We start from the raw sequence: 26,396 nt of genomic DNA on the forward strand, positions 1-26,396 counted from the left end.
ATCAGTAGCCCGCCAAACGCGGCAGGAACGTGACTAAGGACGGTACGAAGGTAATCAGCAGCAGGATCAGGAACTGAACGGCGAGCATGGGCATGATGCGACGGATGATAGGCCCCATGCCTACGCCCGACACGGAGTCCGCCACGAAGAGGCAGAGCCCCATGGGCGGTGTGATCAGTCCCATCATCAGGTTGAAGATCACCACGATGCCGAAGTGCAAGGGATCGATGCCCAGCGCCATGGCAATCGGGTGAAGAATGGGAACGAGCACCAAGATAGCGGCAATCCCTTCCAAAAATAGCCCGACCACCAGCAGCAGCAGAATGACGGCAATGAGGAACGTCCACTGGGTATCGATGCTCATCAAGGCCCATTCCGTCAGCATGTTGGGCACGCGCTCGAACGTTAACACCCAGTTGGCGGCGGCGACGGCACCCATGATGACCATGATCACCGCGCTATCGCGCATGGCGCGGGCAAAAATGGCGGGTAGGTCGATCAGTTTGATGTTGCGATAGAGCACCACGCCGAGAATCAGCGCGTACACCACGGCAAACGCAGCGGCCTCGGTGGGGGTGACCATGCCCGCGAGAATGGCGCCCACCACGAATACCGGCATGAGTGCGGGAAGCAGGCCATGCAGTAACGCATGACGCCGTGACTGTTGCTTTACCGTCGCCGTGCTCAGGTCGCCTGCAAAGAAGTACACGTAAATCGACAGCCCAAGGGCGAGTAAGACACCAGGGACGATGCCGGCCAAAAAGAGCCCTGGCACGGAGACGCCCGAGACCGTCAATGCATAGATGATGACCGGAATGCTCGGCGGAATGATGGGACCAATCACGGACGACGCCGCGGTGAGGGCGGCGGCAAAGTCACGCGGGTAGCCCTCTTTTTCCATCGAGGGAATGAACACCCGGCCAAGCGCGGACGTATCCGCAATCGCGGAGCCGGACAGTCCGGCAAAAATCACCGATGCCCAGATATTGACGTGGGCAAGCCCTGCCTTGAGGCGGCCCACGATGGCGCTGGCAAGGTTGATGATGCGGTGGGTGATACCGGCTTCGTTCATCAGCTCGCCCGCTAGAATGAAGAGCGGAATGGCCAGCAGTGGAAACGACTCCATGCCACCAAAAAACTGCTGCGAGACGATACGGATATGGTAGGGCAAATCGCCGGCGCCCATCAGTACCGTGAGTGAACCGAGGATGGCAAAGGCAAACGGCACGCCCAATAACACGAGGGCGATGAGCAGTATGAAAATCATGAGGATGCCTCCTCATGGGTTGGCTGGCTCAGTCGCAGCGCGCCCATAACGAGCGCCGAGAGGCTCAGTAACCCGCCGCCCAGCAACATGGACGCTTGAAACAGCCACATGGGCATGCCGGTACTCGACGACGTGCGCCCGCCTCGCGCCGAGATGAACTCGACCGCCGATACCATCAAGCCGACACCCACGGCGAGCACGACGACGTCGACCGTAACCGCCTGCCAACGCACCCAGTGCGCGGGCAGTAAACGGCGGATGAGATCGAAGCCGATGTGTTTGTCTTGCAAATAGGCCCAGGACATCCCGAACATCAGGCCGTAAATCATCAGGTAAATGGCGGTGTCTTCTCCCCAGCTAATGGAGCCGCCATAGGTGTAACGCGCAAAGGCATTACCCGCGACCAGCAGGAAGATCAGCATAATGGCAAGCCCCGCCAGGCTGCCATTGAAAAGTATGAGGCCACGGTGTGTCCGGCGGAGAAGAGCAGACATAAGGGCACCTTCGATCGATGGTCAGGCACGCAAGGAGGCGAGTAGGCGCGGTGCCTACTCGCAAGCACGTACGTTAAACGGCGGTTAGAAGCGTGAGGAGGCCTCATCCACGGCGGATGCGAGGCGGTCGATCCACTCGGCATCATCGCCCAGTTCGTTGCGCAGATAGGCTTGAACCGGTGGCTGAGCGGCTTCGCGGAAAGCGTCCATTTGCTCGGCGGTGGGCTGAGTGATCTCCATGCCTTCTGCCTGCAGCTTGGTGATGCCCTCGGCGGAATTGAACTGCTGGATGGCGCGACCGGTGGTGCCTGCCACCACTGCCGCGCGCTTCACGGCGGCTTGCTCTTCTTCGGAGAGCGACTGGAAGATCTCATCGTTGATCAGGATGTGATCGACACCGTACACATGGCGATCGAGGGTCAGGTAGTCCTGGAACTCGTAGAAATTGTTGCCGTAGATCACCGAGATGGGGTTCTCTTGGCCATCGACCACGCCGGTCGCCAGCGCCGTCGGTACTTCACCCCAGGCAATTCCCTGCGGCACTCCGCCGAGTGCGCTGACCATTTCCAAGTAGAGAGGGATGGTTTGTACTCGGAACTTCAGCCCCTGCATGTCCTCGGGGGTATGAATGGGGCGCACGGAGTTGGTGAAATGACGGAAGCCGGTTTCGCCATAGGCCAGGGTGCGCAGGCCGGTTTGCTCTAGGCAGTGTTCGGCGAGTGCCGTACCGAATTCACCGTCCATGACTTCCCAGGCAACGGGCGCTGACGGGAAGGTGTACGGAATGTCCGTGACGGCGACGGCCGGGCAGAAGTTCGCATAGGCGCCGGACACCATCGCAATGCTAATGGTGCCATCCTGCGCGCCTTCGATGAGTTCGGTTTCCCCACCTAACGCACCCGCCGGATAGAGCTCGACCGTGAGGTCGGTTTCGGCTTCGACGAGGTTTTTGAAGACCTGACCGGCGGCCCCTTTTTTGGAGGTCGTCCAGTCGTCGGGGTCCACATGGGCAAAACGTAGGGTTTGTGCCGAGGCATTCGCCGCCGTCAGCAGTGCTGCTGAAGCAATCGTCACTGTCAGCGTGCGTTTCATGGATGTTGTTGGTAGTGAGAGCAGGGGGCGTAGAGACATTATTGTTGTCCTCTTATCGAGCCATTGTCATGGGGTTTGAAAAGCCATGAAGGTGGCGCACATGGCCATTTCACCGTGTCCAAAACAACAATGTACGAAATGGTACGTTCAGTCAAGGTGTGGCATACTAGACCAAAGACGATCACGATAATAAAGGCCCCTCGATGACCGCCACATCCAACGCTTCTTCGTCCCCTTCTCCACGGCGCGGTCGTAAAAACGACCCCGAGTCTGTCCAGGCCGACATTCTTGCCGTCGCCACGCGCGAATTCTCGGAAAAAGGCTTGTCAGGGGCACGCATAGACGAAATCGCCGAAAAGACGCGTGCCTCCAAGCGTATGATTTACTACTACTTCAAAGACAAAGAGACGCTCTACTTGCATACGCTGGAAGCGGCGTATCAAAAAGTGCGTTTACAAGAAACGGAACTGCAGCTAAATCATTTGGCTCCGGTAGAGGCGCTGAGCCGATTGGTGCGGTTTACGTTCTGCCATCACGCCAAAAATCCCGACTTCATTCGCCTGGTGATGATCGAGAACATCCATCATGGCCGCTATCTGGCGCAATCGAAACTGATCCAATCGCTGAACGCAGGCGTGATCGACGCGCTTACCAACGTCTACAGCCGCGGTGTCGAGGCGGGCTGTTTTCGTGAAGGGCTCGACCCCCGCGAGCTGCACTGGCTGATTAGCGCACTCTCATTTTTCAATGTCTCCAATCAGCATACGTTTTCGCGCATTTTCGACTGGCAACAAATGACGCCGGAGAATCAGCGCAAATTGGAAGACCATGTCACGGACATGGTGATGCGATACGTGCTGCCGGATGACCCTGCGATGGCAACCCCCTAGCAACGTCATCGTGAGCAGCGTAGCGCCTATTGTTAAATTTTGGTTGCTTGATAGGTAGCGGTCTCTTTAGCCTATAGTTCGTTGAGCGAACATAAGTACAAATGTGTGCGTGCGCTCAGGACCCTTGCCTCTTGGTACGCAGTTGCCAAGGCGTTGCTAACGGAGACGTCGTTGCCATGCCCGCCATCTTTACCCAACACCCCTTCATGAGCCAGCCTGCCTTGGACGCCTGTGATGAGCAGGCCATGGTGAAGGCCATGCTGGCCTTCGAGCTCGCCCTGGCGGAAGTGCAGGAAGCCAGTGGAGCCGTACCTGCCGGGGTGAGCCAGCAAATACGCGATCGGTTAGAAAAGGCCACCTTCAGCGTCGATGCCATGGCAGAAGGCATTGCCAGTGGTGGCAATGTAGCAATTCCCTTCGTGAAGCAGGGGCGATCACTGCTTCCTGATGAGCTGAAACGCTACTGGCATCAAGGAGCGACTAGCCAGGATGTCGTCGATTCGGCGCTGATGCTGCTACTGACACCGCGTTTGGCCGCGCTGAACGACCTACTGCTGCGCTGCCGTGCGGCGGCGCTGGCGTTGATGAGCGCGCATGGGGATACCGTGATGGTGGGGCGTACGCTGATGCAGCAGGCGCTGCCGATCACCTTCGGAGTAAAGGTGGCCCACTGGGCGATTGGCCTAGAGCAGAGTCGACGCCGCTTGATGGACGTGGCGCTGCCCGTACAGTTCGGCGGCGCAGTGGGCGTGCACTCGGGCTGGGGGCATTTGGGACTCGACTGGATGGACGCGCTGGCCGAGCGGCTAGGGTTGGCGTCGCCGGTGCTCCCCTGGCATACCGACCGCTACCCGATCCATGCCCTCGGTACGGCATTGGATGCCGTCGCGGGAGCCGCTGAAAAAATCGCCCTGGATGTGTCGCTACTGACGCAAACCGAAGTGGGCGAAGTGGCGGAGCCCTCCGCGCCCGGCATGGGCGAGTCCTCGTCGATGCCGCATAAGCGTAACCCGGTACGTAGCGCACTGATCAAGGGAGCCGCGCGGCTCGTGCATGGCCATACCAGCGTCGTGATGAGCGCTGCGGCGCAACCTCTCGAGCGTGGACTGGGCGAATGGCATGCCGAGTGGGCGCCGTTGATCGAAAGCGCTCTACTGGTAGAAGGCGCCTTGGAGCAGGTCGCCGTGCTGCTGGAGGGGCTCGACGTGAACGCTGAGAACATGGCGCGCAATTTGACGGCCACGGGCGGGGGCATCATGGCCGAACCGGTCGCCCGATTGTTGGCTCCCACGTTAGGCACCGAGAAGGCCAAAGCCGTCAGTGCCGACGCGGCGGAGACCGCGCGTCGAGAAGCCCGCGCCTACGCAGACGTGCTCTCGAGCCATCCTGACGTGAAAGACGTCATCGACGCCGATGCGCTGCGAGATGCCTGCGACCCAGCTTTATACCTTGGTAGCAGCAAGGAGCAGGTGAAGCGTGCCCGTGCCTGGCTGATGTCGGATTAAGCGTCTGTTTATCCATGTTTTTTTGATTCACTCGATTTGTCCGTGCCGTTCGCTCGCTGTCTGGGAAACGCCACCGCCATTTGACCCGATAGGTGTTCGGAAGTAACTTGTTCGTATTGAGAATCTGTGTTCGTCTGACGAACAAATACCAACAAGTATGGCAACGACCAGCTAAGAGGCACCCATCATGGCCGAGTTTCTCAGCTTGCATGACGCGGTAGCGCGCTTCGTCGAAGACGGCGCTACCGTGGCCATGGAAGGCTTTACCCACCTGATTCCTTTTGCGGCAGGTCACGAAGTGATCCGTCAGAAAAAGCGTGACCTGACGCTGATTCGCATGACCCCCGATATCATTTACGACCAAATGATCGGCGCGGGCTGTGCCAAAAAAGTCATCTTCTCCTGGGGCGGTAACCCTGGTGTCGGCTCGCTGCACCGCCTGCGTGATGCCGTCGAGAAAGGCTGGCCGTGCAAGATCGAGATTCTGGAGCATAGTCACGCGGCGATGGCCTGCGCCTTCGAAGCGGGGGCGGCCGGGTTGCCGCTGGCGGTGTTCCGCGGCTACATCGGCAGCGAGCTGCCCAGCGTCAACGACCAGATCAAGTTCATCGACTGCCCGTTCACCGGCGAGCGGTTGGCAGCGGTTCCTGCGGTGCGGCCGGATGTGTCGATCATTCACGCCCAGCGGGCGGATCGCCAGGGCAACGTGTTGGTCGAGGGTATCGTCGGGGTACAAAAAGAAGCGGTACTGGCCGCCAAGCACAGCATCGTCACGGTGGAAGAGATTGTCGATGACCTGGGGGCGACTCCCAACGCCTGCGTGATTCCCAGCTGGGCCATTAGCGCCATCGCCGTCGCCGAAAAAGGGGCGCTGCCTTCTTATACCCACGGCTACTACGGCCGCAGCAATCGCTTCTACAAAGAGTGGGATGCCATCGCACGCGACCGCGACACCTTTACCCAGTGGCTCGACGACAACGTCTTTAATGCAGGAGGCCAAGCCTGATGAGTCTGGAATACACCTCTTCTGAAATGATGTCGGTCACCGCGGCGCGGGCGCTCGAAAACGGCATGACCTGCTTCGTCGGCATCGGCCTGCCTTCTGAAGCCGCGAATTTGGCGCGTCTCACCCATGCACCGGACGTGGTGCTGATTTACGAATCTGGCACGCTGCAAACCAAGCCCGATACCCTGCCGCTCTCGATAGGCGATGGCGAGCTGTGCGAGTCGGCGCTGACCACCGTGGCGGTGCCGGAGATGTTCCGCTACTGGCTGCAGGGCGGCAAAATCGACGTGGGCTTTTTGGGCACCGCGCAAATCGACCGCTTTGCCAACCTGAATACCACGCTAATTGGTGATTACAAAGCGCCCAAGGTACGACTGCCGGGCGGCGGCGGCGCGCCGGAAATTGCCACCAACGCTGGCGAGGTGTTCATCACGCTGAAGCACTCCAAGCGCGCCTTTGTAAAAGACGTCGATTTCGTGACCACGCTAGGCTTTGGCCGCGACGGCAAAGGCCGCGATAACGTCCCCAACATCGGCAAAGGCCCGACTCGGGTGATCACCGACCTGTGCGTGATGAAGCCTGACCCCGACACCAAGGAGCTGGTGGTCGTCTCGCTGCATCCTGGCGTTAGCCGCGAAGACGTCATCGATGCGACCGGCTGGGACATCCGTTTTGCCGAGCAGCTCGAAAGCACTCCCGAGCCCAGTGCCCACGAGCTGACCATTTTGCGCGAGCTAAAAGCCCGCACCGAGCAAGCCCACGCGGGCGCATGAGGAGTTTGCCATGAGTGACGTTTATCTATGTCATCCCCGCCGCACCGCGATTGGCCGCTTTGGCGGCACGTTGGCGAGCGTGCGTCCGGATGATGTCGCCGCCACGATTTTTAAAGCGGTATTAGCGGAAGCGCCGGGTCTCGACCCCGCCGCCATCGAAGAAGTGTTCATGGGCTGTGCCAACCAGGCCGGCGAAGATAACCGCAACGTGGCGCGGATGTCGTCGCTGCTGGCGGGCATTCCCACCTCGGTGCCCGGCACCACGATGAACCGCCTGTGCGGTTCGGGCATGGATGCGGTGGGCACGGCGTTTCGCGCGGTCAAAGCCGGTGAGATGGCGCTGGCGCTGGCAGGCGGCGTGGAGTCCATGTCCCGCGCGCCCTACGTGATGGGCAAGGCCGACAGCGCCTTTTCCCGCGGCCAGAAAATCGAAGACACCACCATCGGCTGGCGCTTGGTCAACCCGCTGATGAAGAAAACCTTTGGCATCGACTCCATGCCGGAAACGGCAGAAAACGTCGCCGAACAGTTCAATATCTCTAGGGAAGACCAGGATGCGTTTGCGCTGCGCTCCCAGCAGAAAGCCTCGGCGGCCCAAAAAGCCGGGCGTTTTGCCCAAGAGATTACTGCCATCGAGATTCCCCGCCGCAAGCAGGAACCGCTGATCTTCGATCAGGACGAGCACCTGCGGGAAACCACGTTGGAAAAACTAGCGGCGCTGCCGACGCCGTTCCGTGATGGCGGCAGCGTCACTGCTGGCAACGCCTCCGGTGTGAACGACGGCGCGGCAGCCATGCTGGTCGCCAGCAAGGCGGCGGTCAAACAGCACGGCCTCAAGCCGATGGCGAAAATCATCGGCATGGCCACGGCGGGCGTCGAGCCGCGCATCATGGGCTACGGCCCGGTACCAGCGGTGCAGAAACTGCTCGAACGCACCGGTATCTCGATGGATGAGATCGATGTATTCGAGTTCAACGAAGCGTTTGCCGCCCAGGCGCTGGCCTGTATGCGCGACTTGGGCCTTGAAGACGACGACCCCCGTGTGAACCCCAACGGCGGCGCGATTGCGCTGGGCCACCCGCTGGGTATGTCCGGTGCGCGCTTGTTGATGACCGCGGCTCATGAGCTGCACAACAGCGGCAAGCGCTACGCGCTGTGCACCATGTGCGTGGGTGTGGGGCAGGGAATTGCTACCCTGATCGAACGCGCTTAACGGAGGCCGTCATGGCATTTCTTACCATCAATGGCCGCGGCGTGGCTTACCGCCTGCTCGGCGCAGAAGGCAACCCGCTGGTCGTACTGGCGCACCCGTTGGGCATGAGCCAAGCGGTGTGGGATGACGTCATTCCCGCACTGCTGCCCCGCTATCGGGTGCTGACCTGGGATCTCCCCGGCCACGGGGCCAGCCAAGCGGTGAGTGGGGATCGCATCGCCCCTGCTGATCTCGCGGCGGAGGCATTGGCGCTGGTAGACCTGGCGGGCGCGCAGCGCTTTCACTTTGCCGGTACCTCCATTGGAGGGGTAGTGGGCCAGCAGCTGATTGCCGAACATGCCGACCGCCTGCTTTCCGCGACGTTGACCAACACTGGCGCCGTGATCGGCAATCCAGATCTCTGGAACACGCGCGCCGGCCGCGTTCGCCAGGAAGGCCTAGCGGCGATGTCTGAAGAGATCGTGCCGCGCTGGTTTGCCAAAGCGGCGTTCGAGGCAAGCCCCGCGCTGAAAGCGGGCTGGTGTACCCAGATGGGCCGTGGCGACGATGAATCCTACGCCCAGCTGTGCGAAATGCTGGGTCGCGATACCTTTACTGGCAAGCTCTCAGGCAAGAGCACGAAAGTGCAGCTGTTTGGCGGCAGTGAAGATATGGCCACGCCCCCCGCGACGCTGGACGCCCTGGCGACAGAGCTCGATGGCGCACCGCTAGAGATTTTTGACGGCGTTGGCCATGTGCCTTCGGTGGAAGCCCCGGCGCTGTTTGCGGAGAAACTCCTCGCCGTACTAATGAGGGATTTAAGCGACGTGGCCAACCACGGCGTGGCTTATGCGACCGGCTTGGAGACGCGCAAGCAGGTATTGGGCGAGGAGCACGTCGCGCGCTCCACCGCCAACGCCAACCGCCTGGATGCGCCCTTCCAGCAGATGATTACCCGCTTGGCCTGGGGCGAGCTGTGGAGCAACGACGATCTCACCCGCCGTGAGCGCAGCATGATCACCACCGGCATTCTCGCCGCCCTGGGTCGCGAAGAGCTCACGCTGCACCTGAAAACCGCCAAGCGGATTGGACTGACCGACGCCGAGCTGCGCCAAGTGCTGATGCATGTGGCGATTTACGGCGGCGTTCCGGCGGCCAACCACGCCTTTGCCCTCGCCAAAGAGCTGGGGTGGGGCGAGTAGCGAATCAACATCATGGATAAGAGGTAAGGGCGATGACCCACGACAACAAACGCTTTGTGGCACGCGACCGCAACTGGCATCCGCCCGCCTATGCGCCGGGCTATAAAACCTCGGTGGCGCGTTCGCCACAGCAGGCGCTGGTGAGTATGCAGCAACCCACTGCTTCCGAACTGACCGGCCCGGACTTTAGCCACCTGCGCATGGGGCCCCACGATAACGACCTGCTGCTGAACTTCCGCCAGGATCCAGACCGGGGCGGACTTCCCCAGGGCGAGCGCATCATCATGTTTGGCCGCGTGGTCGACCAGTTTGGCAAGCCAGTACCGCACACCCTGGTAGAAATGTGGCAGGCCAACGCCGGTGGGCGCTACCGCCACAAAAACGATAAGTACCTGGCACCGCTGGACCCTAATTTCGGCGGTGTAGGGCGCTGTTTGACCGACGAGCAGGGCTTTTATCGTTTTCGCACCATCAAGCCCGGCCCCTACCCGTGGCCCAACGATATGAATAGCTGGCGGCCCGCGCATATTCACGTCTCGGTCACCGGGCCTTCGATCTCGACGCGGCTGATCACCCAGATGTACTTCGAGGGTGACCCGCTGATTCCCCTGTGCCCCATCGTGCACACACTCAGGGACCCCGACGCGGTGGACACCATGATCGGAAGGCTCGATATGGCCCATAGCAAGCCGATGGACTGTCTGGCCTACCGTTTTGACATCGTGGTGCGCGGTGAGCTGCAAACCTATTTCGAAAACCAGTAAGGCTAGGGGAATCTCATGAAACAGCCCGCTATTCAGCCCAATACCCAGCCGACAAGCGATCTGATGCTGCGGGAAACCGCCTCGCAAACGGCTGGCCCCTACGTACATATCGGTCTTGCCCTAGCCGCGGCGGGTAACCCCGTGCGCGACGAAGAAATCTGGAACGAGATGGCCAAGCCCGACGCCGAGGGCGAGCATATCGAGGTCGTCGGCACCGTGATCGACGGCAACGGCGACCTGGTGCGCGATGCGTTTTTAGAAGCGTGGCAAGCCGATACTCACGGCGACTACCAAGCCGATTATGACCTTAAAAAACCGTTCAACAGCTTTGGCCGCACCGCGACCACCTTCGATCACGGCAGCGAGTGGTCGCTGACCACCATCAAGCCCGGCGCGGTGAAACACCCCAGCGGGCAGTTGATGGCGCCACACATCAACCTGACGCTCTTTGCCCGTGGAGTGAACATCCACCTGCAAACGCGCCTCTACTTCGACGATGAGGCCGAAGCGAACGCTCAGTGCCCGGTGCTTTCGCGCATCGAGTCACCGACGCGCCGCCAAACGCTGATCGCCCAGCGCGAAGAGGTGGGTGGCAAGGTGCGTTACCGGCTGGATATCTGCTTACAGGGTGAGGGTGAGACGGTGTTTTTTGATTTTTGATTTTAAGCAGGCGGGTAGGCAAGCAATGATATGGGCAGCCAGTTGGCTGCCCATATCATTTGCCCTAGACTCGCACTAATGGCCCAATCAGCTATCCGCTACTCAACGTTAGCTTGAACGCTCATCGAGCAGATTTCTTGAGAATGTCATTGAGAATGATTAATCGATGTAGCCACTTCTAAGCGCCAGTCGATATGCCTAACAAGCTTCAGAATAGTGCGGGTAACAGGCACCGCGATGCGGTGTTCTTCCGCACGGCGTACGGCAGCGCCACAAATCGCTTCGATTTCGGTAGGCCTTTCTGCTAGCACGTCCTGAAGCATAGAGGGCTTATGGGAGGTGTGGCGTTCCAGAGCTTCGCTCACGGTTTTCTCGATACGCTCATTCTGAACCGCAAAGCCACACGCATGAGCGGTCGTACAAAGTTCATCGATAATTTGGAATGCAAGCTCCCTCGTATCCGCATTAGCCGCTATTTGGCCAACGGTCGAGCGAGTGATTGCGCAGAGGCCGTTCAAAGCGGCATTGAAGATGACTTTTTCCCAAATGGCGACTTCTACCTGGGGGGCAACGATGGTTCTTATCCCGCTATGCGTGAAGAGTTCAGGAATATCGTTAAGTATCGGTGGTGCAGCCGAGGTCGAGGCGGCAGCAAGCTTGACGATACCTTCACCGTGAGACTCCACACACCCTGTCTGCTTCGTGTCTGCAGGGTAAGTGGTAATGCCGATGATGATGTTCTTTTGATCGACGAACTCCATTAAAGAAAGCTTGTTATCGAGCCCATTTTGCAGGCTTAAGAGGACAGTATGAGAGTCTATGGCTGAACGTATGGCTGTTATTGCCGACTTGGTGTGCATTGTTTTAGTGAAAACTATAATAAGGTCATAGGTTTGACTTACTTCCCAAGGAAAAAGCACCGGGACAGGAATGAACCGTTCTCCTTTATCCGTCTTGAGCTTGAGCCCCTTCTGGCGCAAAGCGGCAACGTGCTCTGCATTGACATCAATCAGGGTAACGTCCGCGCCTCCTTCGGAAAGGCTTCCACCGATGAGTCCACCCATTGCTCCTGCGCCGAGGATAGCGATACGAGGTCTTTTTCTGTTTGGGTTATCCACTATTTGTCCTCTTGATAAATCTGTGCACATGTTTTTTGTTGGCTTTTTTGCAACGGAGTAAGCGTATTGGATGGTTGTTAACTGGGCTGATAGCCATCCATCAATGGCTTGTTGACTATCACTTGTATCGTGCCGCATGCTAATAAATCAAATAGATAGTTTGAGGAATATTTATAGATAGTGTTTATTCTGTTGGTTGGCAATGTCGCCGTTCATCGTTTCAAGCGTGACGGTTGGGGGCGGTATTTCATTGAGATGTTACGTTCTGTTTGCTTGGTGTTGAGTCGGTGCGTAAACGTATATGAAGAAGTGAAGGTGTTGCAAAAATAGCTGGGCTTGCGAAGGCGGCTTGTATTTGCCGAAACTTACTGTTTCTCAGTGATGGCGGTAATGATGCTTTCACAGAACCAACGTTGAGCGGGTGAACGCGACGTATGTGCCTGCCAGTAAAGTGTTACATCGAATGGGGGCACTTCGAACGGCAGCTCAAGTGCTTTCAAAGGAGCTTCATTTACGAAGTTGGACGCAATTTGCTGAGGTAGAATCACGACTAAGTCACTCTTTTGGAGCACTCTGGGTAAAATAGAGAAGTGGGGCACCACGAGGCTAACTTTGCGTTTTAACCCACGCTGTGCCAGCACATCTTCAGCCAGGCCATGCCCTGACGAAGCGGCAACCACAGCATGCTTGGCCTCCATGAATTGCTCCAGGCTGAGATGGTCACCAATCGTTGGGTGATGTTGATTCAGCAGGCAAACGTATCGCTCCTTGAGAATGACTTGGCGCGCTACGCCCGAGGCAGTCATCGGTCGACTACAGATCACCGCATTCACCTTCCCTGCCGCCAGCCACTCCTCAACCTTGTCGATTTCCAACGCAATGACTTCCAACTCCACGTTTGGCGCCTCGGTGTGCATGTGAGAGAGAATGCGGGGCAGTAGTGCCAGTTCACCGAGATCCGTCAGCGCTAGTCGAAAGCGGCGATGCGATGAGGACGGAACGAATTCGCGATTTTCCTCCAGCGTACTGTCGATCTGAGCGAGCGAGTCGCGCAGCGTTGGGTAGAGCTGAATCGCAGTGAAGGTTGGCTCCATGCCGTCGCGAGAACGTACAAAAAGACGGTCGTCAAATAGGTCGCGCAGTCTCGATAGCGCGTAGCTGACGGACGGCTGGGTCACGTTCAATCGATCCGCCGCGACCGTGACGCTACGGGCATCGAAGAGAGTGACGAAGACCCTGACCAGATTGAGATCGATAGCCGCCATAGAATAGACACCATTTATAATTTGTAGAACATATATTGATTTGATGGATTTTTAAAGGCCCATTAGTGTGAAACAAACGTCTTCACGCTAGGGCCACATATGCCAACCGTACACGCTATTACTTACCAGCTTCTGCGCCGACAGGGCCTCGACACCGTTTTCGGTAATCCGGGATCCAATGAACTGCCGTTCTTGAAGAGCTTCCCTGAAGACTTCCGTTACATTCTGGGCCTTCATGAAGGCGTGGTGGTGGGCATGGCCGACGGCTACTCCCTGGCCAGCGGGCAGCCGGTACTGGTCAACTTACATGCCGCCGCGGGAACCGGCAATGCGATGGGGGCGCTGACCAATGCCTGGTATTCCCATTCACCGTTGGTCATTACGGCAGGCCAGCAGGCGCGCTCTATGATCGGTGTTGAGGCGATGCTGGCGAATGTCGATGCCGCGTCACTTCCGCGCCCACTGGTTAAATGGAGTTACGAGCCTGCCTGTGCAGAGGATGTACCGAGGGCATTGAGCCAGGCGATTCACATGGCGAACCTGCCCGCCCGGGGCCCGGTCTATGTCTCGATTCCTTATGATGACTGGGACCACGAACTCGAAGGTGACGCAGATCAAGTCGTTCAGCACGATGTTCGCCATGCCGGTTTACCATCGGTCTCCCAGCTGGACGCCTTGGCTGAAACTCTCCAACAAGCGCATGACCCTGTGTTGGTACTGGGGCCGGAGGTGGATGCCGTTCGTGCCAATGCACTGGCCGTAGAGCTGAGCGAACGACTCTGTATGCCGGTGTGGGTGGCTCCCTCGGCGTCGCGCTGCCCCTTTCCCACGCGCCATGCCTGTTTCCGCGGTGTACTACCGGCGGCCATTTCGGGTATTTCAGACAAGCTGGAAGGCCATGACCTGATACTGGTGATTGGTGCGCCAGTGTTTCGCTATCATCAATATGCGCCGGGTCGTTATATACCTCAAGGTGCAACACTGTTGCATTTGACCGGCGACCTGCAAGAGGCGGCCCGCGCTCCGGTGGGACACGCTCTCGTTGGCGATATCCATGCCACGCTGGAAGCGCTGCTGCCGTTGTTACCACAACGTGACCGTGCGCTGCCCAGTCCTCTTCCTTTGCCATCACCTCAGGCGGTTTCCACTGGGCGCTTAGCGCCGGAGAGTGTCTTTGACGCACTTAACGCCCTCGCGCCAGAGGACGCGATCTACGTTAAAGAGTCGACGTCGACGGTGTCTGCTTTCTGGCAGCGCGTTGAGATGCGCCACCCTGGAAGCTACTTTTTTCCGGCGGCAGGCGGGCTCGGTTTTGGCTTGCCCGCTGCGGTGGGCGTCCAGCTCGCTCAGCCCCATCGGCAGGTGATCGCGGTCATCGGTGATGGGTCAGCGAATTATGCTATCAGCGCGTTGTGGAGCGCCGCCCAGTACAACGTCCCGGTGGTCTTTATCATTCTCAAGAACGATACCTATGGAGCGCTACGCTGGTTCTCACGGCTGCTGGATGCTGAAGACGCTCCAGGGCTCGATGTGCCTGGGCTGGATTTTTGCGAATTGGCTAGGGGGTATGGCGTTGAGGCGGTTCGTACAGAGACGCTCGAGACCTTCGAGGAGGCACTATGCCGAGCGCTGAAGGCTTCCCGCCCGATATTGCTGGAGGTGCCGACGACAACGATAGAGCCTTGATACGAAGCTATATCCAAGGGCGTTGTAATCACGCCAAACAATGAAGGTAATAACAATGACAGAGAGCACCCTCATGAAAAGAACCCTATCGCCACTGTTAGTCGGCCTATCGACAGCCGTTCTATGTACGTCGGCTAATGCTGATACGACACTCCGCATGGCCCACCTGTGGCCTGCCAGTTCGACGGTTAACCAGGAAATTTATCAAGCCTGGGCGCAACGAGTCGAGCAGGAGTCGAATGGCCAGTTGAAAGTAGAAATCTACCCTTCTCAAACGCTGAGCAAGGCTGACAAAGCTTACGAAGCAGCGGTGAATGGCATCGCTGACATTGCCATCACGGTACAAGGCTATACTTCCGGCCGCTTCCCTCTCTCCGAAATCGTGCAGCTTCCTGGCGTATCGACGAGCGCATCGCAAGGGGCCTGCATTTTACAGACACTCTATGATGAAGGGGATATAGCCGAGGAGTATGACGATGCCCATACGCTATTTCTATTCACCACTGGGCCAGCCTATTTGCATACACAAGATACCGCAGTCGAAACGCCCGCTGACTTGGCTGGCCTGAGGATGCGTCATCCCAGCGAGGTAGCAGGGGAAATGCTGACCAGTATGGGCGCGCACCCCGTGGGCATTCCTGCGCCGGATATTTATACGTCGCTGCAGCGTGGCGTGATAGACGGCTTGAGTTTCCCCTGGGAAGCCATGACGGTTTTCCGTATCAATGAGTTAGTGAATCATCATTTGGAGTTGCCCTACTATACGGGCACGTTCGTGGCCACTATGAATCAGGCGTCTTATGATCGCCTCTCCCCCGAACTAAAAGCAGTGATTGATAACAATAGTGGCATGGTATGGGCGAGTAAGGCGGGGCAAGTCTTTGATGATATTGACGAGGCTGGTCGTGCAGAGGCATTGGCGCAGGGCGATACCATCCATGTGGTTGAAGATCCACTCAATGATCCCGTCTGGGCTCCTCCACTCGAACAAGGCACTGAAAACTATCTAGCGCAACTCGAGCAGAGGGGCCTAGATAGTGCCCGCGCTGTTTACGAGAAAGCGTTAGCGTTACGCGATCAGTGTGAAGAATAAATCTTGGCGCAACGGTCATCCGTCTTACCATTTATATTCCAGGAGTACGCCATGAACACTCTCGATCTGCTAATCGGCGGCCATTCATGCTCAGCTCGCGCGTCTGCTACCTTCGAACACACCAACCCGCTGAGCGGAAAAACGGTCAGCTGCATAGCGGCCGCATCGGTTAGCGATGCCCAGGCCGCCGCTGAGGCGGCAGTCCGCGCCTTTCCGGCCTGGTCAGCGACCGGCCCCGGCGAAAAGCGCGCCAAGCTGCTCAAGGCGGCCGAGATCATGGAGGCGCGCCAGGCCGACTTCATCGAGCGCATGGTGGACGAAACCGGCGCTACGCCGGGTTGGGCGGGCTTCAATGTCATGGTCGCCGCCAACATCCTGCGCGAGGCGGCGTCGCTGACCACGCAAGTGAATGGCGAGGTCATCCCTTCCAACGTGCCCGACAACCTGGCGATGGGCGTGCGGGTTCCCTGCGGCGTGGTGGTCGGGATCGCTCCCTGGAACGCGCCGATCATTTTGGGTACCCGGGCCATCGCCACCCCGCTGGCGTGTGGCAACACGGTGATTCTCAAAGCCTCGGAACAGTGCCCCGCGACCCACCACCTGATTGGGGAGGTGCTGATCGAGGCGGGGTTGGGCGATGGCATCGTCAATGTGGTGACCAATGCGCCGCCAAAGGCCGCCGAAGTCGTCGAGGCGCTGATCGAGCATCAAGCCGTACGGCGTATCAACTTCACCGGCTCTACCCAGGTGGGGCGCATCATTGCCGAAAAAGCAGCGCGTCATCTCAAGCCGGTTCTGCTGGAGCTAGGCGGTAAAGCGCCGTTCGTGGTGCTTGACGATGCCGATCTGGACGCTGCCGTAGAGGCCGCCGCCTTTGGCGCCTTCTTCAACCAGGGGCAGATCTGTATGTCCACCGAACGGCTGATCGTGATGGATGCGGTCGCCGACGCCTTCGTCGACAAGCTGGCTCGCAAGGCGCAAACGCTGCGCGCGGGTGATCCACGTGGTGAAGGCAATGCGCTGGGTACGCTAATCAATCGCGAATCGGGCGAGAAGCTCAACGCCCTGCTGGACGACGCCCAGCAGCATGGCGCTCGTATCGCCTGCGGTGGTCAAGCCGAAGGCGTCATCATGCAGCCCACCGTGGTGGATGGGGTGACCAAGGCGATGCGCCTGTATGGCGAAGAGTCGTTTGGCCCGGTGGTCGCGCTGATGCGCGTTAAGGATGAAGAGGAAGCCCTACGCGTGGCCAACGATAGCGAATATGGCCTGTCGGCCGCCGTTTTCAGCCGCGACACCGCCCGGGCGATGCAGTTTGCCCAGCGCATCGAGTCGGGTATTTGCCACATCAACGCTCCCACCGTGCACGACGAGCCCCAGATGCCCTTTGGCGGCGTTAAGTCGAGCGGCTATGGACGCTTTGGCGGTAAGGCCGGGATCGAGGAGTTCACCAATCTGCGCTGGATGACCCTGCAGCTTGGCCCGCGCCACTATCCCATCTAGAAAAGCGCCTGGTACTTCTGCATTTGTCAGCAAGCCGCCGTTGCACGAGTGAAGGCGGCTTTTTTATGGATGTATCAGGAAATGGCAAATCGTGAGGTCATTCGACGATGGTCGTGAATCTATCTGGTAAAAGTCCAATTTTTTGATTCTATTTTGCTGTTAGCAAAGATCAGAGGGCTGGAACACGGCTTGATAGTGATGGCGCGGGTAGCAAGGCGTCCTATGCTGCTTGGACATAGACGAATGTCGATTAGCCTTACGCCTGATAGTGGACTAATGTGATCCCTTAAAGCGAACTAGTATTCGCTCTGCGAACTTACAATAATCCAAATAAGCCTGGAGTCCCCCATGAAAAATACCTTTGCTCGGTGCGTGCTGGCAGCCGCCATTGCAGGACTTTCCATTAGCGCTGCGCAGGCAGAAACCACTCTACGTATGGCCCACTTCTGGCCTGGCCCGTCGGGCGTCAACCAGGATGTGTTGCAGGCCTGGGCCGATACCATTGCCGAAGAGTCCAACGGCGAGCTGACCATTCAGATGTTTCCCGCCGGTACGTTAGCCAAACCGGACTCCATCTACGAAGCCGCCGCCAATGGGATTGCCGATATCGGCGCTACCGCCCAGGGCTATACGGCGGGCCGTTTCCCGCTGTCGCAAATCGTTGAGCTACCGGGCGTCGCCAGCACCGCGACCCAAGGGGCCTGTGTGCTGCAGACGCTCTACGACGACGGCCATTTGGACAGCGAATACGAAGATACTCGTCCGCTTTTCATGTTTACCACGGGCCCGGGTGGCATCCACACCATCGATACCGACGTGCAAACCCCCGCCGATCTGCAGGGTCTGCGCATTCGTCGCCCCACCGCAGTGGCGGGTGAGATGCTGGAAAATATGGGGGCGAGTCCGGTAGGCATGCCTGCACCCGACATTTATACCTCCATGCAGCGCGGCGTGATCGAGGGCCTGAGCTTTCCGTGGGAGGGTTTGAAAGGCTTCCGTATCAACGAACTCGTCAACTACCACACCGAGGTGCCGTTCTACACGCTGATTTTCGTGGCCACCATGAATCAGCGCAGCTACGACAGCCTGACCCCCGAGCAGCAGGCGGTGATCGACAATAACTCCGGTATGAAGTGGGCTGAAAACGCCGGTGCAGTGTTTGACCGACTCGACGTAGAAGGCAAGCAAGAGGCCGTCGAAGCGGGCCACACGATTCGCGAAATCGAAAACCCGCTGGAGCATCCCGACTGGCAGGCGCCGCTTCAAACAGGTATTGAAAACTACCTGACGCAGTTGGAAGAGCGTGGTCTCGATCAGGCGCGCGACGTCTATCAGGCGGCGTTGGCAGCCAGCGAGTCTTGCAGCGCCCAATAGGGGTAATGTGTCATGCAGTCTACTTTTTATCGGGCCAGCCATTGGCTGGCCCTCATTTGTCGCTTAGTGGCCGGGGTCGCTTTGATTGGCCTGCTGGGGGTCACCATGGCCGATGTCAGCACACGCTATCTTTCCCGGTTGACCGAGGGCGCGATTGCGCTGCGTGTCTCCGGAAGTGTGGAGCTGGTGAGCTACTTGATGCTGTTCGCACTACTGGCCGCGATGGCGGCCAATGTCGAAAAAAGCCAAGTAGTGGTGGAGGCGTTCTCTCACCGCTTGCCACAAGCCATCAAGAATCGTGTGCAAGGCGTCTTTTTGCTCGGTTTCATGGCGCTGGGGTTGGTCCTGTTCGTTGGGCTGCTGGATTCTGCTGCCGCCGCGACGCGTCACGGGGAGGTCACCCAAGACCTGCGATTGCCCATGGGGCCGATTTACCAATTGGCAGCGGTGCTGAGTTTGCTATTGGGATTGCGCAGCGCCATTCACGCCTTGCTAGGCATGATCTATGCGGCCGGTGAGGAGGCAGCTCATGGGGAGTGAAGCGATTGGTGCCATTGGGCTAGGGCTGTTATTGGTACTGATGATTCTGCGCGTCCCGGTCGCGTTGACCATGCTGATCGTCGGTGTGGTGGGGTTTGCTCAGATCATCAGTTGGGACGCCGCCGTTGCACAGTTGAAAACCGTACCGGTCGAGGTGCTCTCCAACTACAGCTTCAGCGCCGTACCCATGTTCATTTTAATGGGCGTACTCGCGGCTCACTCGGGGATGGCCGGTAAGCTGTTTGATTCGACTCGGATCATTTGCGGTGGCTGGAAAGGCGGCTTGGCCATTGCAGCGGTGGGCTCTTGCGGCATCTTTTCCGCCATCTCCGGTTCATCGCTGGCGACGGCGAGCACCATGACGCGAGTGGCACTGCCCGAAATGGAGCGCTACGGCTATAACCGTGGCTTGGCGACCGGTGCGCTGGCCGCTGGCGGCACACTGGGCATCATGATTCCGCCCAGTATCGCGCTGCTGATTTACGCCATTCTTACCGAACAGTCCGTGGGCGATATGTTCATGGCGGGGCTGATTCCCGGCCTGCTGGGACTGGTGATGTACTCGCTGACCATTACCGTGGTGATGTATCTGCGCCCCTCCCTGGCGGTAGCGGGTCAACCCACTGCCTGGAAAGAGAAGTTGCTCTCGCTGACCGGTTTGGTACCGTTCTTTGGCGTCTTCCTGGTGATGATTCTAGGGATCTATTTCGGTGCCTTTACGCCCACCGAGGGGGCCAGTGTCGGCGCCTTCGCCACGCTGCTCTACGCCTTGGCGAAGGGCATGCGCGGTGCCCAGCTATGGCACAGCGTACAGGAGACGCTGGCGCTTTCTGCGGTGGTGTTCTTCATGCTGGTCGGGGCGGAAACGCTGGGTTACTTCATCTCCGTATCGCGCATTTCGTTCTCCATCACGGATCTGCTCTACGGCATGGACCTCACGCCCATCGTCGTGGTGCTGTGCATCCTGGCGCTCTACTTCGTGCTGGGGATGTTCATGGACTCCATCGCCATGCTGGTGATCACCGTGCCGGTGGTCTACCCGATCATTCAGGCAATGGGCATCGACCCGGTGTGGTTCGGTATCTTGACCGTACTGACCGTTGAGCTGGGCCTCATGACCCCGCCGGTGGGGATGAACGTGTTCGTCATCAAAGCGATGGCACCGCATGTCGGGCTAGGGGAGATCTTCAAGGGCGTGACACCCTTTGTCGTGTCTGATTTGCTCCGCTTGACGCTGTTGATCCTCTTTCCGGTGCTGTCGACCTTCTTTTTGCTCTAAGGCGGGTTAACGCCCTTGCGATTGACGCGTTCTGAAATCGCGAGGTGACAGCGCCGTATTACGTTTGAAAAAGCGCGTGAAGTAGGCCGGTTCGGAGAAGCCCAAGCTGTCAGAAACTTGCCCAATGGTCATGTTGGTGTAGGTAAGCTGGCGCTTGGCCTCTAGCAGTAGCCGTTCGTGTAGCAACTGTAGGGCGCTGCGCCCGGCGAGTTGGCGGCAGAGCATGTTCAAATGTGCACTGCTCACCCCCACTTGCCCGGCCAGCCACTCGATGCTGGGCTGCTCACGGTAATGCGTTTCGATGAGCGTTTGAAACTGCTCGACATGTTGCTGCCCCTTGTCATTTTGGCGAGGGGTATAGCGCCTTTTAGGGCTACCGACCGCATGGCCAAGCCGCGAAAGCTCGACGACGAGTGCCTGGATCAGCGCTTCGAGTAGCAGGCTGCGTCCAGGCGCTGGCTGGCGATACTCGCGATCGATCTGGGTCACGAGCGTGGTAATGCGCGTTTGCTCATGAGCCAGCGATAGGCGAAAGAAATCGGCCTTTTTAAGGGCGCTGCTTTCGCCCAGCAGGGTATGCAAGTGTTCGGCCAGCGGCTTGGCTAGGGTAATGATGTGTCCTTGTACGTCGGGTGAAAAGTGAAACCCGTGAATCGCCATGGCGGGAACGACAATGGCGGCCACGCTTTGCAGCTCATGACGCGTACCCTCCAACTCCAGCGATACGCTCCCCTGATCAATCAATAAAATATGCACCAAGTCGGCATGGCGATGGGGGCGGATACGCCAGTCATGCAGGCGGCTGCGCTCGGGAATGGACTCACAGTGGAGCAAGTCGGGCGTCGGCCAGTGCTGCGTTTCGCCATAGAGCTTGAAGACGGGAACGGGAGCGTTCGACGAGGGCGTCATGGGGGCTCTCCTTTACGACTAAGGTTGAGTGATGCAATGTCGAATGTCCAATAATTGATCTAGATCATGCCTTATTAAGCGACGTGTTTCATTGAAAAATACAAGTTATCTGATTTTGACAATGACAACGACGAGGCATCCCTATGAAAACGAAGGTCGCCATTATTGGGGCCGGGCCGTCAGGCCTACTGCTGGGGCAACTGCTCCAGCGTCAAGGTATCGATAACGTGATTGTCGAGCGTCGCAGCGGTGAGTATGTGTTGAGCCGTATCCGCGCAGGTGTGCTCGAGCAGGGCATGGTCGATCTCCTGCGTGAAGCAGGTGTGGACCGGCGCATGGATGAAGAGGGCCTGCCCCACGACGGTTTCGAGCTCGTGTTCGATAACCGCCGCGTGCGCATTGCGCTGGACGAGCTGACCGGCGGCAGCAAGGTCATGGTCTATGGCCAAACCGAGGTCACGCGGGATCTGATGGAGGCCCGCGCCGCCGCTGGTGCGACTACGCTCTATGAGGCAGAAAACGTCCAGCCCCACGATCTGGAGAGCGATAGTCCGTACCTTACCTTCGAGCACCAAGGCAAAACCGTCAGGCTCGACTGCGACTACATCGCGGGCTGCGATGGCTACCACGGCGTCTCCCGCCAAGCGATTCCCCAGGGCCGCATCCAAGAGTTCGAAAAGGTGTATCCCTTCGGCTGGTTAGGGCTACTCTCGGATACGCCGCCGGTGTCCGATGAGCTGATCTACGCGCGCCATGCGCGTGGCTTTAGCCTATGCAGCATGCGCTCCGCCACTCGCAGCCGTTACTACCTGCAAGTACCGCTGGATGAAAAAGTAGAAGACTGGTCGGACGAGCGTTTTTGGGAGGAACTCAAGCGGCGCTTGCCGGACGATGTGGCGCAAAAGCTCGTGACAGGGCCCTCCATCGAGAAGAGTATCGCGCCGCTGCGTAGCTATGTGGTGGAACCGATGCAGTATGGGCGGCTATTCCTCGTGGGCGATGCCGCCCATATCGTGCCTCCCACGGGCGCCAAGGGACTCAATCTGGCCGCCAGCGATGTGAATACGCTCTATCGCTTACTGGTCAAGGTCTATCAGGAAGGCCGTACCGATCTGATAGAGCGCTATTCGCAAACCTGTTTGAAGCGTATCTGGAAAGCAGAGCGTTTTTCCTGGTGGATGACCTCCATGCTGCACAACTTCTCCGATGAGGAGGATTTCAATAGTCGCATGCAGCTGGCCGAACTGGACTACGTGACCAGCTCAGCGGCAGGGCTGACGACCATCGCAGAAAACTATGTGGGGCTGCCTTACGAATCGCTCGAATAAGCGACGCTGGCGCTCTTCCTCCTTGCCCAAACCCCACGGTTTGGGTTTTTTATCTGACCGCTGCCTCTTGTCGCTCTGTTGGCCTTGGCCCATTCTTCTTTCTGGGCAGTGTCGCCCTTGAGCGTTTCATTAGCTGGGTGAGGAGAGAGGGCGTATGGCTAAGTTTTTTCGGGAGTTCCGCGAGTTTGCCGTCAAGGGCAACGTCATCGACATGGCGGTGGGCATCATCATTGGCGGAGCGTTTACGCTGATCGTGCAAAGCCTTGTCAAAGACGTCATGAACCCCCTGATTGGTTTACTGGTGGGCGGTATCGATTTTTCGAACCTGTTTGTCGTGTTACGGGAGGGCGTGGCGGAGGCCCCTTATGCCACTTTGGCGGACGCCCAGGCGGCGGGAGCGGTGACGCTGAACGTGGGATTGTTCATTAACGCGGTGGTGAGCTTCTCCATCGTCGCGTTCGTGGTGTTCTTGCTGGTGCGCACCATCAACCGTTTGAAGCGTGAAGAGGCGGTGGCGCCCGCTGATCCGACTGAAAAACCGTGCCCCTACTGTTTGATGGTGGTACCGATCAAGGCCGTTCGCTGCGGGCATTGCACCTCTGAGCTACAGGTAGCGACGCCAGAGAAACCGATGGAATCCGTGTGATTCGCGGTCAGCTCTCCTGGCGAGTCGCCATCAAAAAGGGTGCCCAATGGGCACCCTTTTTGACGTTGAAGAGGGCCGTTAAGCCGTCTTTTTCGCCGCTTTCTTATCCGTTTGCTTACTATCACTGGCATCGCTCGGCTGTGGCAGCGACGGCAATGATTTCGCCAGCATATCGACGCTGTGGCGATAGTAGAGCTGGCTCTTGTTATGCTCGCCTAGGCTTGCGTAAAGGCGCGCAAGCTCGGCGCATACTTCGCCGTTGGGGCGCTGGCGCTGGCTGGCTTCGAAGTACTCCAGCGCTTTCTCCCACTGGCCCACACGCAGCGACAGGCGGCCACAGGCGAGCAGCAGTTCGGGGTCGTTGGGGCGCTCTTGCAGCCATTTCTCTGCCTTGGCGAGCTGACGTGCGGCGTCCACGTTGAGCAAACCGTAGCGTTTGACCAAGCGTGCATCCCAGTGATGATCCAGCGAGTGGTTCAGCAGGCGTTCGGCAATCGGCTCTTCGTTGGCGTGCAGCAGTGCTTCGGTGTAGAGCACGATCAGCTCGGTATTGCCGCGCAGGTAGTCAGGCATATCGGCCCACAGCCCGCGAACCCGTTCGATGTTGGTGGGGTTTTGCGCTTCGAAGATGATCAGCTCACGATACGCCTTGAACTCCAGCTGTTCACGCTCTTGTTGCGTAATCAGCTTTTGCGCCGCCAGGCGTGGAATCAAGCGGCGCAGGCCCTCCCAGTCGTTGACACTAAGGTGGACCTGTTTCAGCAGCTTCAGCACCTGGGGATGATTGGTGAGCTGCTTGTCCAAGCGGTTGAGGATGGCCAGCGCCTCTTCCGGCTGCTGACGGTCGATCATCAGCTGCGCCTGCATCAAGCCGATGGCGGTATCCGCGCCGTCGGTAGTCAACTGGGCCTGGTTCAGGTGCTCTTGGGACTTCTCATGATGGCCCTGGTAGTGCGCGGCCAACGCTGCCGAGAGGTAGTTAACGAGCGGCGTGCTAGAGTCGTCCGCGGCGCGAACCAAGGTTTTCTCCGCTTTCTTCCAGCGGCCCTCGGTAAGTGCCACCAAACCACGCACGGTACGTTTCATGGCGCGGCGGTTGCGAGCACGGCTATTCCAGGTACGGAAGCGGCCCACCGGACGAATGATGCCAGTGAGCAGGCGCAGCGCGAAGTGCAGGACGATAAAGGCACCCAGTAGCAGCACTAGCCCAAACCAGAACGAGGTTTGTACCGACGTGTCGCCCACTCGAATCAGCCAGTAACCGGGCACCGACATCATCAGATGCCCAAAGAGCGCGCCAACCGCAAGGCCCGCGACGATCAGCAGGATGAGTTTTCTCATGCATCACCTCCATCCTGACGACGCGACTCGAAACGGTTGTCGATGAAGCTGGCCAGCGCTTGCTGTGAGGCGCTGATATCCGGCAGCTCGGGCTTTACTTCGGCCTGCTTCAGCTCTTGAAGGCGGGCTATGACGCTCTGGGTCTCTTCACGTTCGGTGTCGTAGTAGCCGTTCAGCAGCTCCAGGGCTTTGTCGATGCTCGCTTCGTACAGCTCGGGCTCCTCTTTGAGCAGCGCCAGCTGAGACTGCTCGAGAATCAGGCGCAGGCTCTGGCGCAGGTAGGACTCCTGCTCCGGCGTGATCAGCGCTTCCAGGGCTTCATCATGCTGGCGAATGACCACGAGATCTTTTAGCTCTTCACCGAAGCGGGCGAGCTGGCGCTGGAAGGTGCCGGTAGGCGGCTGCTCAATGCTCGACGTCACGGCGCGCTCTTCGATCTCTTGAGATAGGCGCAGACCCGCTACGCGCTCTTGCTGGGCATTCAGAGCTAAGTAAATGCCTGTGCGGTCCACTTGAGGAACGGCGTCCAGCGCGGCGAGCTCGTTGGCAATTTCACGACGCACGGGCGTTAGCGCCGGGTTATCGGCATCGGCCAGACGGGCATCGGCGGTGCGCAGCAGAGCGGCGGCACCTTCCACATCACCCTCCAGCTGCAGGCGCTGATTCGCCAAACGCAGCAAGTAGGCCGCTTCGGCGTGAAGCCAATCGCGCTCGTCGGTGTCCTGCTCTTGTGAGAGCTGCGTCAGCACCTCGTCCAGCGTGCTGTTGACGTCGCTGCGATAGCTATCCAGCTCGCTGCGCAGTTCGCTCACGGTACTCTCCAGCGCTTGGCTTCGTTCGGCTTCGCCCTCTTCGATCCGTGACTCAAGCTCGCTGACCGCTTGCTGGGAAGCGCTGTTTTGCGCTTGCTGGGCCAATTCGTCCAGGCGCTGCTGCTGACTATCCAGGCGCTGCCAGCCTTGCCAAGTGATCAGGCCCAGGGCGAGTGCCAGGATAATCACCAACGCGATGGCAAGACCGCCGCCTTTGCTGCCGCCACTACCGGCTGTAGAGGCGGGCGGGATTGGCTTACCGGCACTGCCCGACGAAGCGGCTGGCTTGGTGTCGGCGGCGCTGTTCTTGGCGTCCTTAGTGTCCTTCGTTTCTTTCGTGTCCTTGGTGTTGCTAGCGGCGGACGTTTTGGCCGAGTCAGACGTCGGCCCGTTATGGCTCGCCGTGCCGGTTTGCGGTGCCGAAGAGGCACTGTTGCCACTCTTATGGCGGCGGCGCGAACGGCTATTTTTGGCCGCATAAGACGAGGAGGCGCTGCTAGCAGTCGACTCGCTTTTCGACGATGATGCCGCAGTATCGCTCGACGGCGTGTTCGCTTGGGATGTATCGGCAGACGTATTGTTGACGCCTTCCTGCTCGTTTGGTTGTTTGCTCATCTGTCGCTAGCCCTTATTAAGTTCCTTGATCGACATCGGCAC

24 protein-coding genes are annotated in these 26,396 nt (G+C 58.7%); 16 read left to right on the forward strand and 8 right to left on the reverse strand.

Features of this window, described 5'->3' with window-relative positions:
- Position 1: 1 nt before the first annotated feature.
- The 3 genes from MHM85_RS09110 to MHM85_RS09120 form a co-directional block, all read right to left on the reverse strand.
- A complete protein-coding gene (locus MHM85_RS09110; RefSeq protein WP_139526089.1) occupies positions 2 to 1,267 on the reverse strand; it encodes a TRAP transporter large permease in 1,266 nt (421 codons plus the stop codon).
- The gene (locus tag MHM85_RS09115) at positions 1,264 to 1,761 is read right to left on the reverse strand and encodes a TRAP transporter small permease (protein ID WP_139526088.1); all 498 of its coding nucleotides are present in this window, start codon (positions 1,759 to 1,761) and stop codon (positions 1,264 to 1,266) included. The genes MHM85_RS09110 and MHM85_RS09115 overlap by 4 nt, the downstream gene beginning before the upstream one ends.
- A gap of 84 nt (positions 1,762 to 1,845) precedes the next feature.
- Complete coding sequence (locus tag MHM85_RS09120; RefSeq protein WP_139526087.1) at positions 1,846 to 2,892, reverse strand: DctP family TRAP transporter solute-binding subunit; 1,047 nt, start codon at positions 2,890 to 2,892, stop codon at positions 1,846 to 1,848.
- A 164-nt stretch (positions 2,893 to 3,056) separates the two neighbouring features.
- Between MHM85_RS09120 and MHM85_RS09125 the strand changes: the two genes are divergently transcribed.
- The 8 genes from MHM85_RS09125 to pcaG all read left to right on the forward strand — a co-directional run bounded on the left by MHM85_RS09125 (position 3,057) and on the right by pcaG (position 10,845).
- On the forward strand, positions 3,057 to 3,743 hold the full coding sequence (locus MHM85_RS09125) for a TetR/AcrR family transcriptional regulator (RefSeq protein ID WP_139526086.1): 687 nt from the start codon (positions 3,057 to 3,059) through the stop codon (positions 3,741 to 3,743).
- Positions 3,744 to 3,919: 176 nt separating this feature from the next.
- Positions 3,920 to 5,248: an adenylosuccinate lyase family protein gene (locus tag MHM85_RS09130; protein WP_139526085.1), complete on the forward strand. Its 1,329-nt coding sequence runs from the start codon at positions 3,920 to 3,922 to the stop codon at positions 5,246 to 5,248.
- Positions 5,249 to 5,435: 187 nt separating this feature from the next.
- Positions 5,436 to 6,254, forward strand: coding sequence for a CoA-transferase (locus MHM85_RS09135; RefSeq protein ID WP_219862274.1), 819 nt, complete (start codon positions 5,436 to 5,438; stop codon positions 6,252 to 6,254).
- A gap of 5 nt (positions 6,255 to 6,259) precedes the next feature.
- Positions 6,260 to 7,027 (forward strand): CoA-transferase subunit beta, encoded by a 768-nt coding sequence (locus tag MHM85_RS09140; protein ID WP_304363348.1) that lies wholly within the window; start codon positions 6,260 to 6,262, stop codon positions 7,025 to 7,027.
- A 10-nt stretch (positions 7,028 to 7,037) separates the two neighbouring features.
- A complete protein-coding gene (gene pcaF, locus MHM85_RS09145; RefSeq protein ID WP_219862272.1) occupies positions 7,038 to 8,240 on the forward strand; it encodes a 3-oxoadipyl-CoA thiolase in 1,203 nt (400 codons plus the stop codon).
- Between the two features lie 11 nt (positions 8,241 to 8,251).
- Complete coding sequence (locus MHM85_RS09150; RefSeq protein WP_219862270.1) at positions 8,252 to 9,421, forward strand: alpha/beta fold hydrolase; 1,170 nt, start codon at positions 8,252 to 8,254, stop codon at positions 9,419 to 9,421.
- A gap of 32 nt (positions 9,422 to 9,453) precedes the next feature.
- Positions 9,454 to 10,185: a protocatechuate 3,4-dioxygenase subunit beta gene (gene pcaH / locus MHM85_RS09155; RefSeq protein ID WP_219862268.1), complete on the forward strand. Its 732-nt coding sequence runs from the start codon at positions 9,454 to 9,456 to the stop codon at positions 10,183 to 10,185.
- A gap of 15 nt (positions 10,186 to 10,200) precedes the next feature.
- Entirely contained in the window at positions 10,201 to 10,845 is a 645-nt protein-coding gene (gene pcaG / locus MHM85_RS09160) for a protocatechuate 3,4-dioxygenase subunit alpha (protein WP_219862265.1), read from the forward strand.
- A gap of 146 nt (positions 10,846 to 10,991) precedes the next feature.
- On the opposite strand, the gene MHM85_RS09165 is transcribed toward pcaG, so the two are convergent.
- Positions 10,992 to 12,101, reverse strand: a complete 1,110-nt coding sequence (locus MHM85_RS09165; protein WP_219862262.1) for a 2-dehydropantoate 2-reductase — start codon at positions 12,099 to 12,101, stop codon at positions 10,992 to 10,994.
- A 227-nt stretch (positions 12,102 to 12,328) separates the two neighbouring features.
- Positions 12,329 to 13,228: a LysR family transcriptional regulator gene (locus MHM85_RS09170; protein ID WP_219862261.1), complete on the reverse strand. Its 900-nt coding sequence runs from the start codon at positions 13,226 to 13,228 to the stop codon at positions 12,329 to 12,331.
- A gap of 99 nt (positions 13,229 to 13,327) precedes the next feature.
- Between MHM85_RS09170 and mdlC the strand changes: the two genes are divergently transcribed.
- The 6 genes from mdlC (at position 13,328) to MHM85_RS09200 (ending at position 20,703) form a co-directional block, all read left to right on the forward strand.
- Positions 13,328 to 14,914, forward strand: a complete 1,587-nt coding sequence (mdlC, locus tag MHM85_RS09175; protein WP_219862259.1) for a benzoylformate decarboxylase — start codon at positions 13,328 to 13,330, stop codon at positions 14,912 to 14,914.
- 73 nt (positions 14,915 to 14,987) lie between these two features.
- On the forward strand, positions 14,988 to 16,007 hold the full coding sequence (locus tag MHM85_RS09180) for a TRAP transporter substrate-binding protein (RefSeq protein ID WP_219862257.1): 1,020 nt from the start codon (positions 14,988 to 14,990) through the stop codon (positions 16,005 to 16,007).
- 51 nt (positions 16,008 to 16,058) lie between these two features.
- On the forward strand, positions 16,059 to 17,510 hold the full coding sequence (locus MHM85_RS09185) for an aldehyde dehydrogenase (RefSeq protein ID WP_219862255.1): 1,452 nt from the start codon (positions 16,059 to 16,061) through the stop codon (positions 17,508 to 17,510).
- A 348-nt stretch (positions 17,511 to 17,858) separates the two neighbouring features.
- A complete protein-coding gene (locus MHM85_RS09190) occupies positions 17,859 to 18,884 on the forward strand; it encodes a TRAP transporter substrate-binding protein (RefSeq protein ID WP_139526065.1) in 1,026 nt (341 codons plus the stop codon).
- Positions 18,885 to 18,896: 12 nt separating this feature from the next.
- Positions 18,897 to 19,424, forward strand: coding sequence for a TRAP transporter small permease subunit (locus MHM85_RS09195; RefSeq protein ID WP_219862253.1), 528 nt, complete (start codon positions 18,897 to 18,899; stop codon positions 19,422 to 19,424).
- On the forward strand, positions 19,414 to 20,703 hold the full coding sequence (locus MHM85_RS09200; RefSeq protein WP_219862252.1) for a TRAP transporter large permease: 1,290 nt from the start codon (positions 19,414 to 19,416) through the stop codon (positions 20,701 to 20,703). Before MHM85_RS09195 ends, MHM85_RS09200 begins: the two co-directional genes overlap by 11 nt.
- 6 nt (positions 20,704 to 20,709) lie before the next feature.
- On the opposite strand, the gene MHM85_RS09205 is transcribed toward MHM85_RS09200, so the two are convergent.
- On the reverse strand, positions 20,710 to 21,612 hold the full coding sequence (locus MHM85_RS09205) for a helix-turn-helix domain-containing protein (protein ID WP_219862250.1): 903 nt from the start codon (positions 21,610 to 21,612) through the stop codon (positions 20,710 to 20,712).
- Positions 21,613 to 21,755: 143 nt separating this feature from the next.
- On the opposite strand from MHM85_RS09205, the gene pobA reads away from it, so the two are divergent.
- Positions 21,756 to 22,940 carry a 4-hydroxybenzoate 3-monooxygenase gene (gene pobA / locus MHM85_RS09210; protein ID WP_153843543.1) on the forward strand — a complete coding sequence of 395 codons (1,185 nt, stop codon included), beginning with the start codon at positions 21,756 to 21,758 and terminating at the stop codon, positions 22,938 to 22,940.
- Between the two features lie 154 nt (positions 22,941 to 23,094).
- Positions 23,095 to 23,586, forward strand: a complete 492-nt coding sequence (mscL, locus tag MHM85_RS09215) for a large conductance mechanosensitive channel protein MscL (protein ID WP_153843542.1) — start codon at positions 23,095 to 23,097, stop codon at positions 23,584 to 23,586.
- 78 nt (positions 23,587 to 23,664) lie between these two features.
- On the opposite strand, the gene MHM85_RS09220 is transcribed toward mscL, so the two are convergent.
- Both MHM85_RS09220 and MHM85_RS09225 read right to left on the reverse strand, forming a co-directional pair.
- Positions 23,665 to 24,927, reverse strand: coding sequence for a heme biosynthesis HemY N-terminal domain-containing protein (locus MHM85_RS09220; protein WP_139526059.1), 1,263 nt, complete (start codon positions 24,925 to 24,927; stop codon positions 23,665 to 23,667).
- Positions 24,924 to 26,354: a uroporphyrinogen-III C-methyltransferase gene (locus MHM85_RS09225; RefSeq protein ID WP_239285778.1), complete on the reverse strand. Its 1,431-nt coding sequence runs from the start codon at positions 26,352 to 26,354 to the stop codon at positions 24,924 to 24,926. Before MHM85_RS09225 ends, MHM85_RS09220 begins: the two co-directional genes overlap by 4 nt.
- Between the last annotated feature and the right edge of the window lie 42 nt (positions 26,355 to 26,396).

Source organism: Halomonas sp. McD50-4, assembly GCF_022348135.1.
GTDB lineage: Bacteria > Pseudomonadota > Gammaproteobacteria > Pseudomonadales > Halomonadaceae > Vreelandella > Vreelandella piezotolerans.

What these genes read in the sequence shown, in the direction of transcription:
- MHM85_RS09110 (WP_139526089.1), bottom strand. Translation starts at nt 1,267, where the DNA reads ATGATTTTCATACTGCTCATCGCCCTCGTGTTATTGGGCGTGCCGTTT.
- MHM85_RS09115 (WP_139526088.1), bottom strand. Translation starts at nt 1,761, where the DNA reads ATGTCTGCTCTTCTCCGCCGGACACACCGTGGCCTCATACTTTTCAAT.
- MHM85_RS09120 (WP_139526087.1), bottom strand. Translation starts at nt 2,892, where the DNA reads ATGTCTCTACGCCCCCTGCTCTCACTACCAACAACATCCATGAAACGC.
- MHM85_RS09125 (WP_139526086.1), top strand. Translation starts at nt 3,057, where the DNA reads ATGACCGCCACATCCAACGCTTCTTCGTCCCCTTCTCCACGGCGCGGT.
- MHM85_RS09130 (WP_139526085.1), top strand. Translation starts at nt 3,920, where the DNA reads ATGCCCGCCATCTTTACCCAACACCCCTTCATGAGCCAGCCTGCCTTG.
- MHM85_RS09135 (WP_219862274.1), top strand. Translation starts at nt 5,436, where the DNA reads ATGGCCGAGTTTCTCAGCTTGCATGACGCGGTAGCGCGCTTCGTCGAA.
- pcaF (WP_219862272.1), top strand. Translation starts at nt 7,038, where the DNA reads ATGAGTGACGTTTATCTATGTCATCCCCGCCGCACCGCGATTGGCCGC.
- MHM85_RS09150 (WP_219862270.1), top strand. Translation starts at nt 8,252, where the DNA reads ATGGCATTTCTTACCATCAATGGCCGCGGCGTGGCTTACCGCCTGCTC.
- pcaH (WP_219862268.1), top strand. Translation starts at nt 9,454, where the DNA reads ATGACCCACGACAACAAACGCTTTGTGGCACGCGACCGCAACTGGCAT.
- pcaG (WP_219862265.1), top strand. Translation starts at nt 10,201, where the DNA reads ATGAAACAGCCCGCTATTCAGCCCAATACCCAGCCGACAAGCGATCTG.
- MHM85_RS09165 (WP_219862262.1), bottom strand. Translation starts at nt 12,101, where the DNA reads ATGCGGCACGATACAAGTGATAGTCAACAAGCCATTGATGGATGGCTA.
- MHM85_RS09170 (WP_219862261.1), bottom strand. Translation starts at nt 13,228, where the DNA reads ATGGCGGCTATCGATCTCAATCTGGTCAGGGTCTTCGTCACTCTCTTC.
- mdlC (WP_219862259.1), top strand. Translation starts at nt 13,328, where the DNA reads ATGCCAACCGTACACGCTATTACTTACCAGCTTCTGCGCCGACAGGGC.
- MHM85_RS09180 (WP_219862257.1), top strand. Translation starts at nt 14,988, where the DNA reads ATGAAAAGAACCCTATCGCCACTGTTAGTCGGCCTATCGACAGCCGTT.
- MHM85_RS09185 (WP_219862255.1), top strand. Translation starts at nt 16,059, where the DNA reads ATGAACACTCTCGATCTGCTAATCGGCGGCCATTCATGCTCAGCTCGC.
- MHM85_RS09190 (WP_139526065.1), top strand. Translation starts at nt 17,859, where the DNA reads ATGAAAAATACCTTTGCTCGGTGCGTGCTGGCAGCCGCCATTGCAGGA.
- MHM85_RS09195 (WP_219862253.1), top strand. Translation starts at nt 18,897, where the DNA reads ATGCAGTCTACTTTTTATCGGGCCAGCCATTGGCTGGCCCTCATTTGT.
- MHM85_RS09200 (WP_219862252.1), top strand. Translation starts at nt 19,414, where the DNA reads ATGGGGAGTGAAGCGATTGGTGCCATTGGGCTAGGGCTGTTATTGGTA.
- MHM85_RS09205 (WP_219862250.1), bottom strand. Translation starts at nt 21,612, where the DNA reads ATGACGCCCTCGTCGAACGCTCCCGTTCCCGTCTTCAAGCTCTATGGC.
- pobA (WP_153843543.1), top strand. Translation starts at nt 21,756, where the DNA reads ATGAAAACGAAGGTCGCCATTATTGGGGCCGGGCCGTCAGGCCTACTG.
- mscL (WP_153843542.1), top strand. Translation starts at nt 23,095, where the DNA reads ATGGCTAAGTTTTTTCGGGAGTTCCGCGAGTTTGCCGTCAAGGGCAAC.
- MHM85_RS09220 (WP_139526059.1), bottom strand. Translation starts at nt 24,927, where the DNA reads ATGAGAAAACTCATCCTGCTGATCGTCGCGGGCCTTGCGGTTGGCGCG.
- MHM85_RS09225 (WP_239285778.1), bottom strand. Translation starts at nt 26,354, where the DNA reads ATGAGCAAACAACCAAACGAGCAGGAAGGCGTCAACAATACGTCTGCC.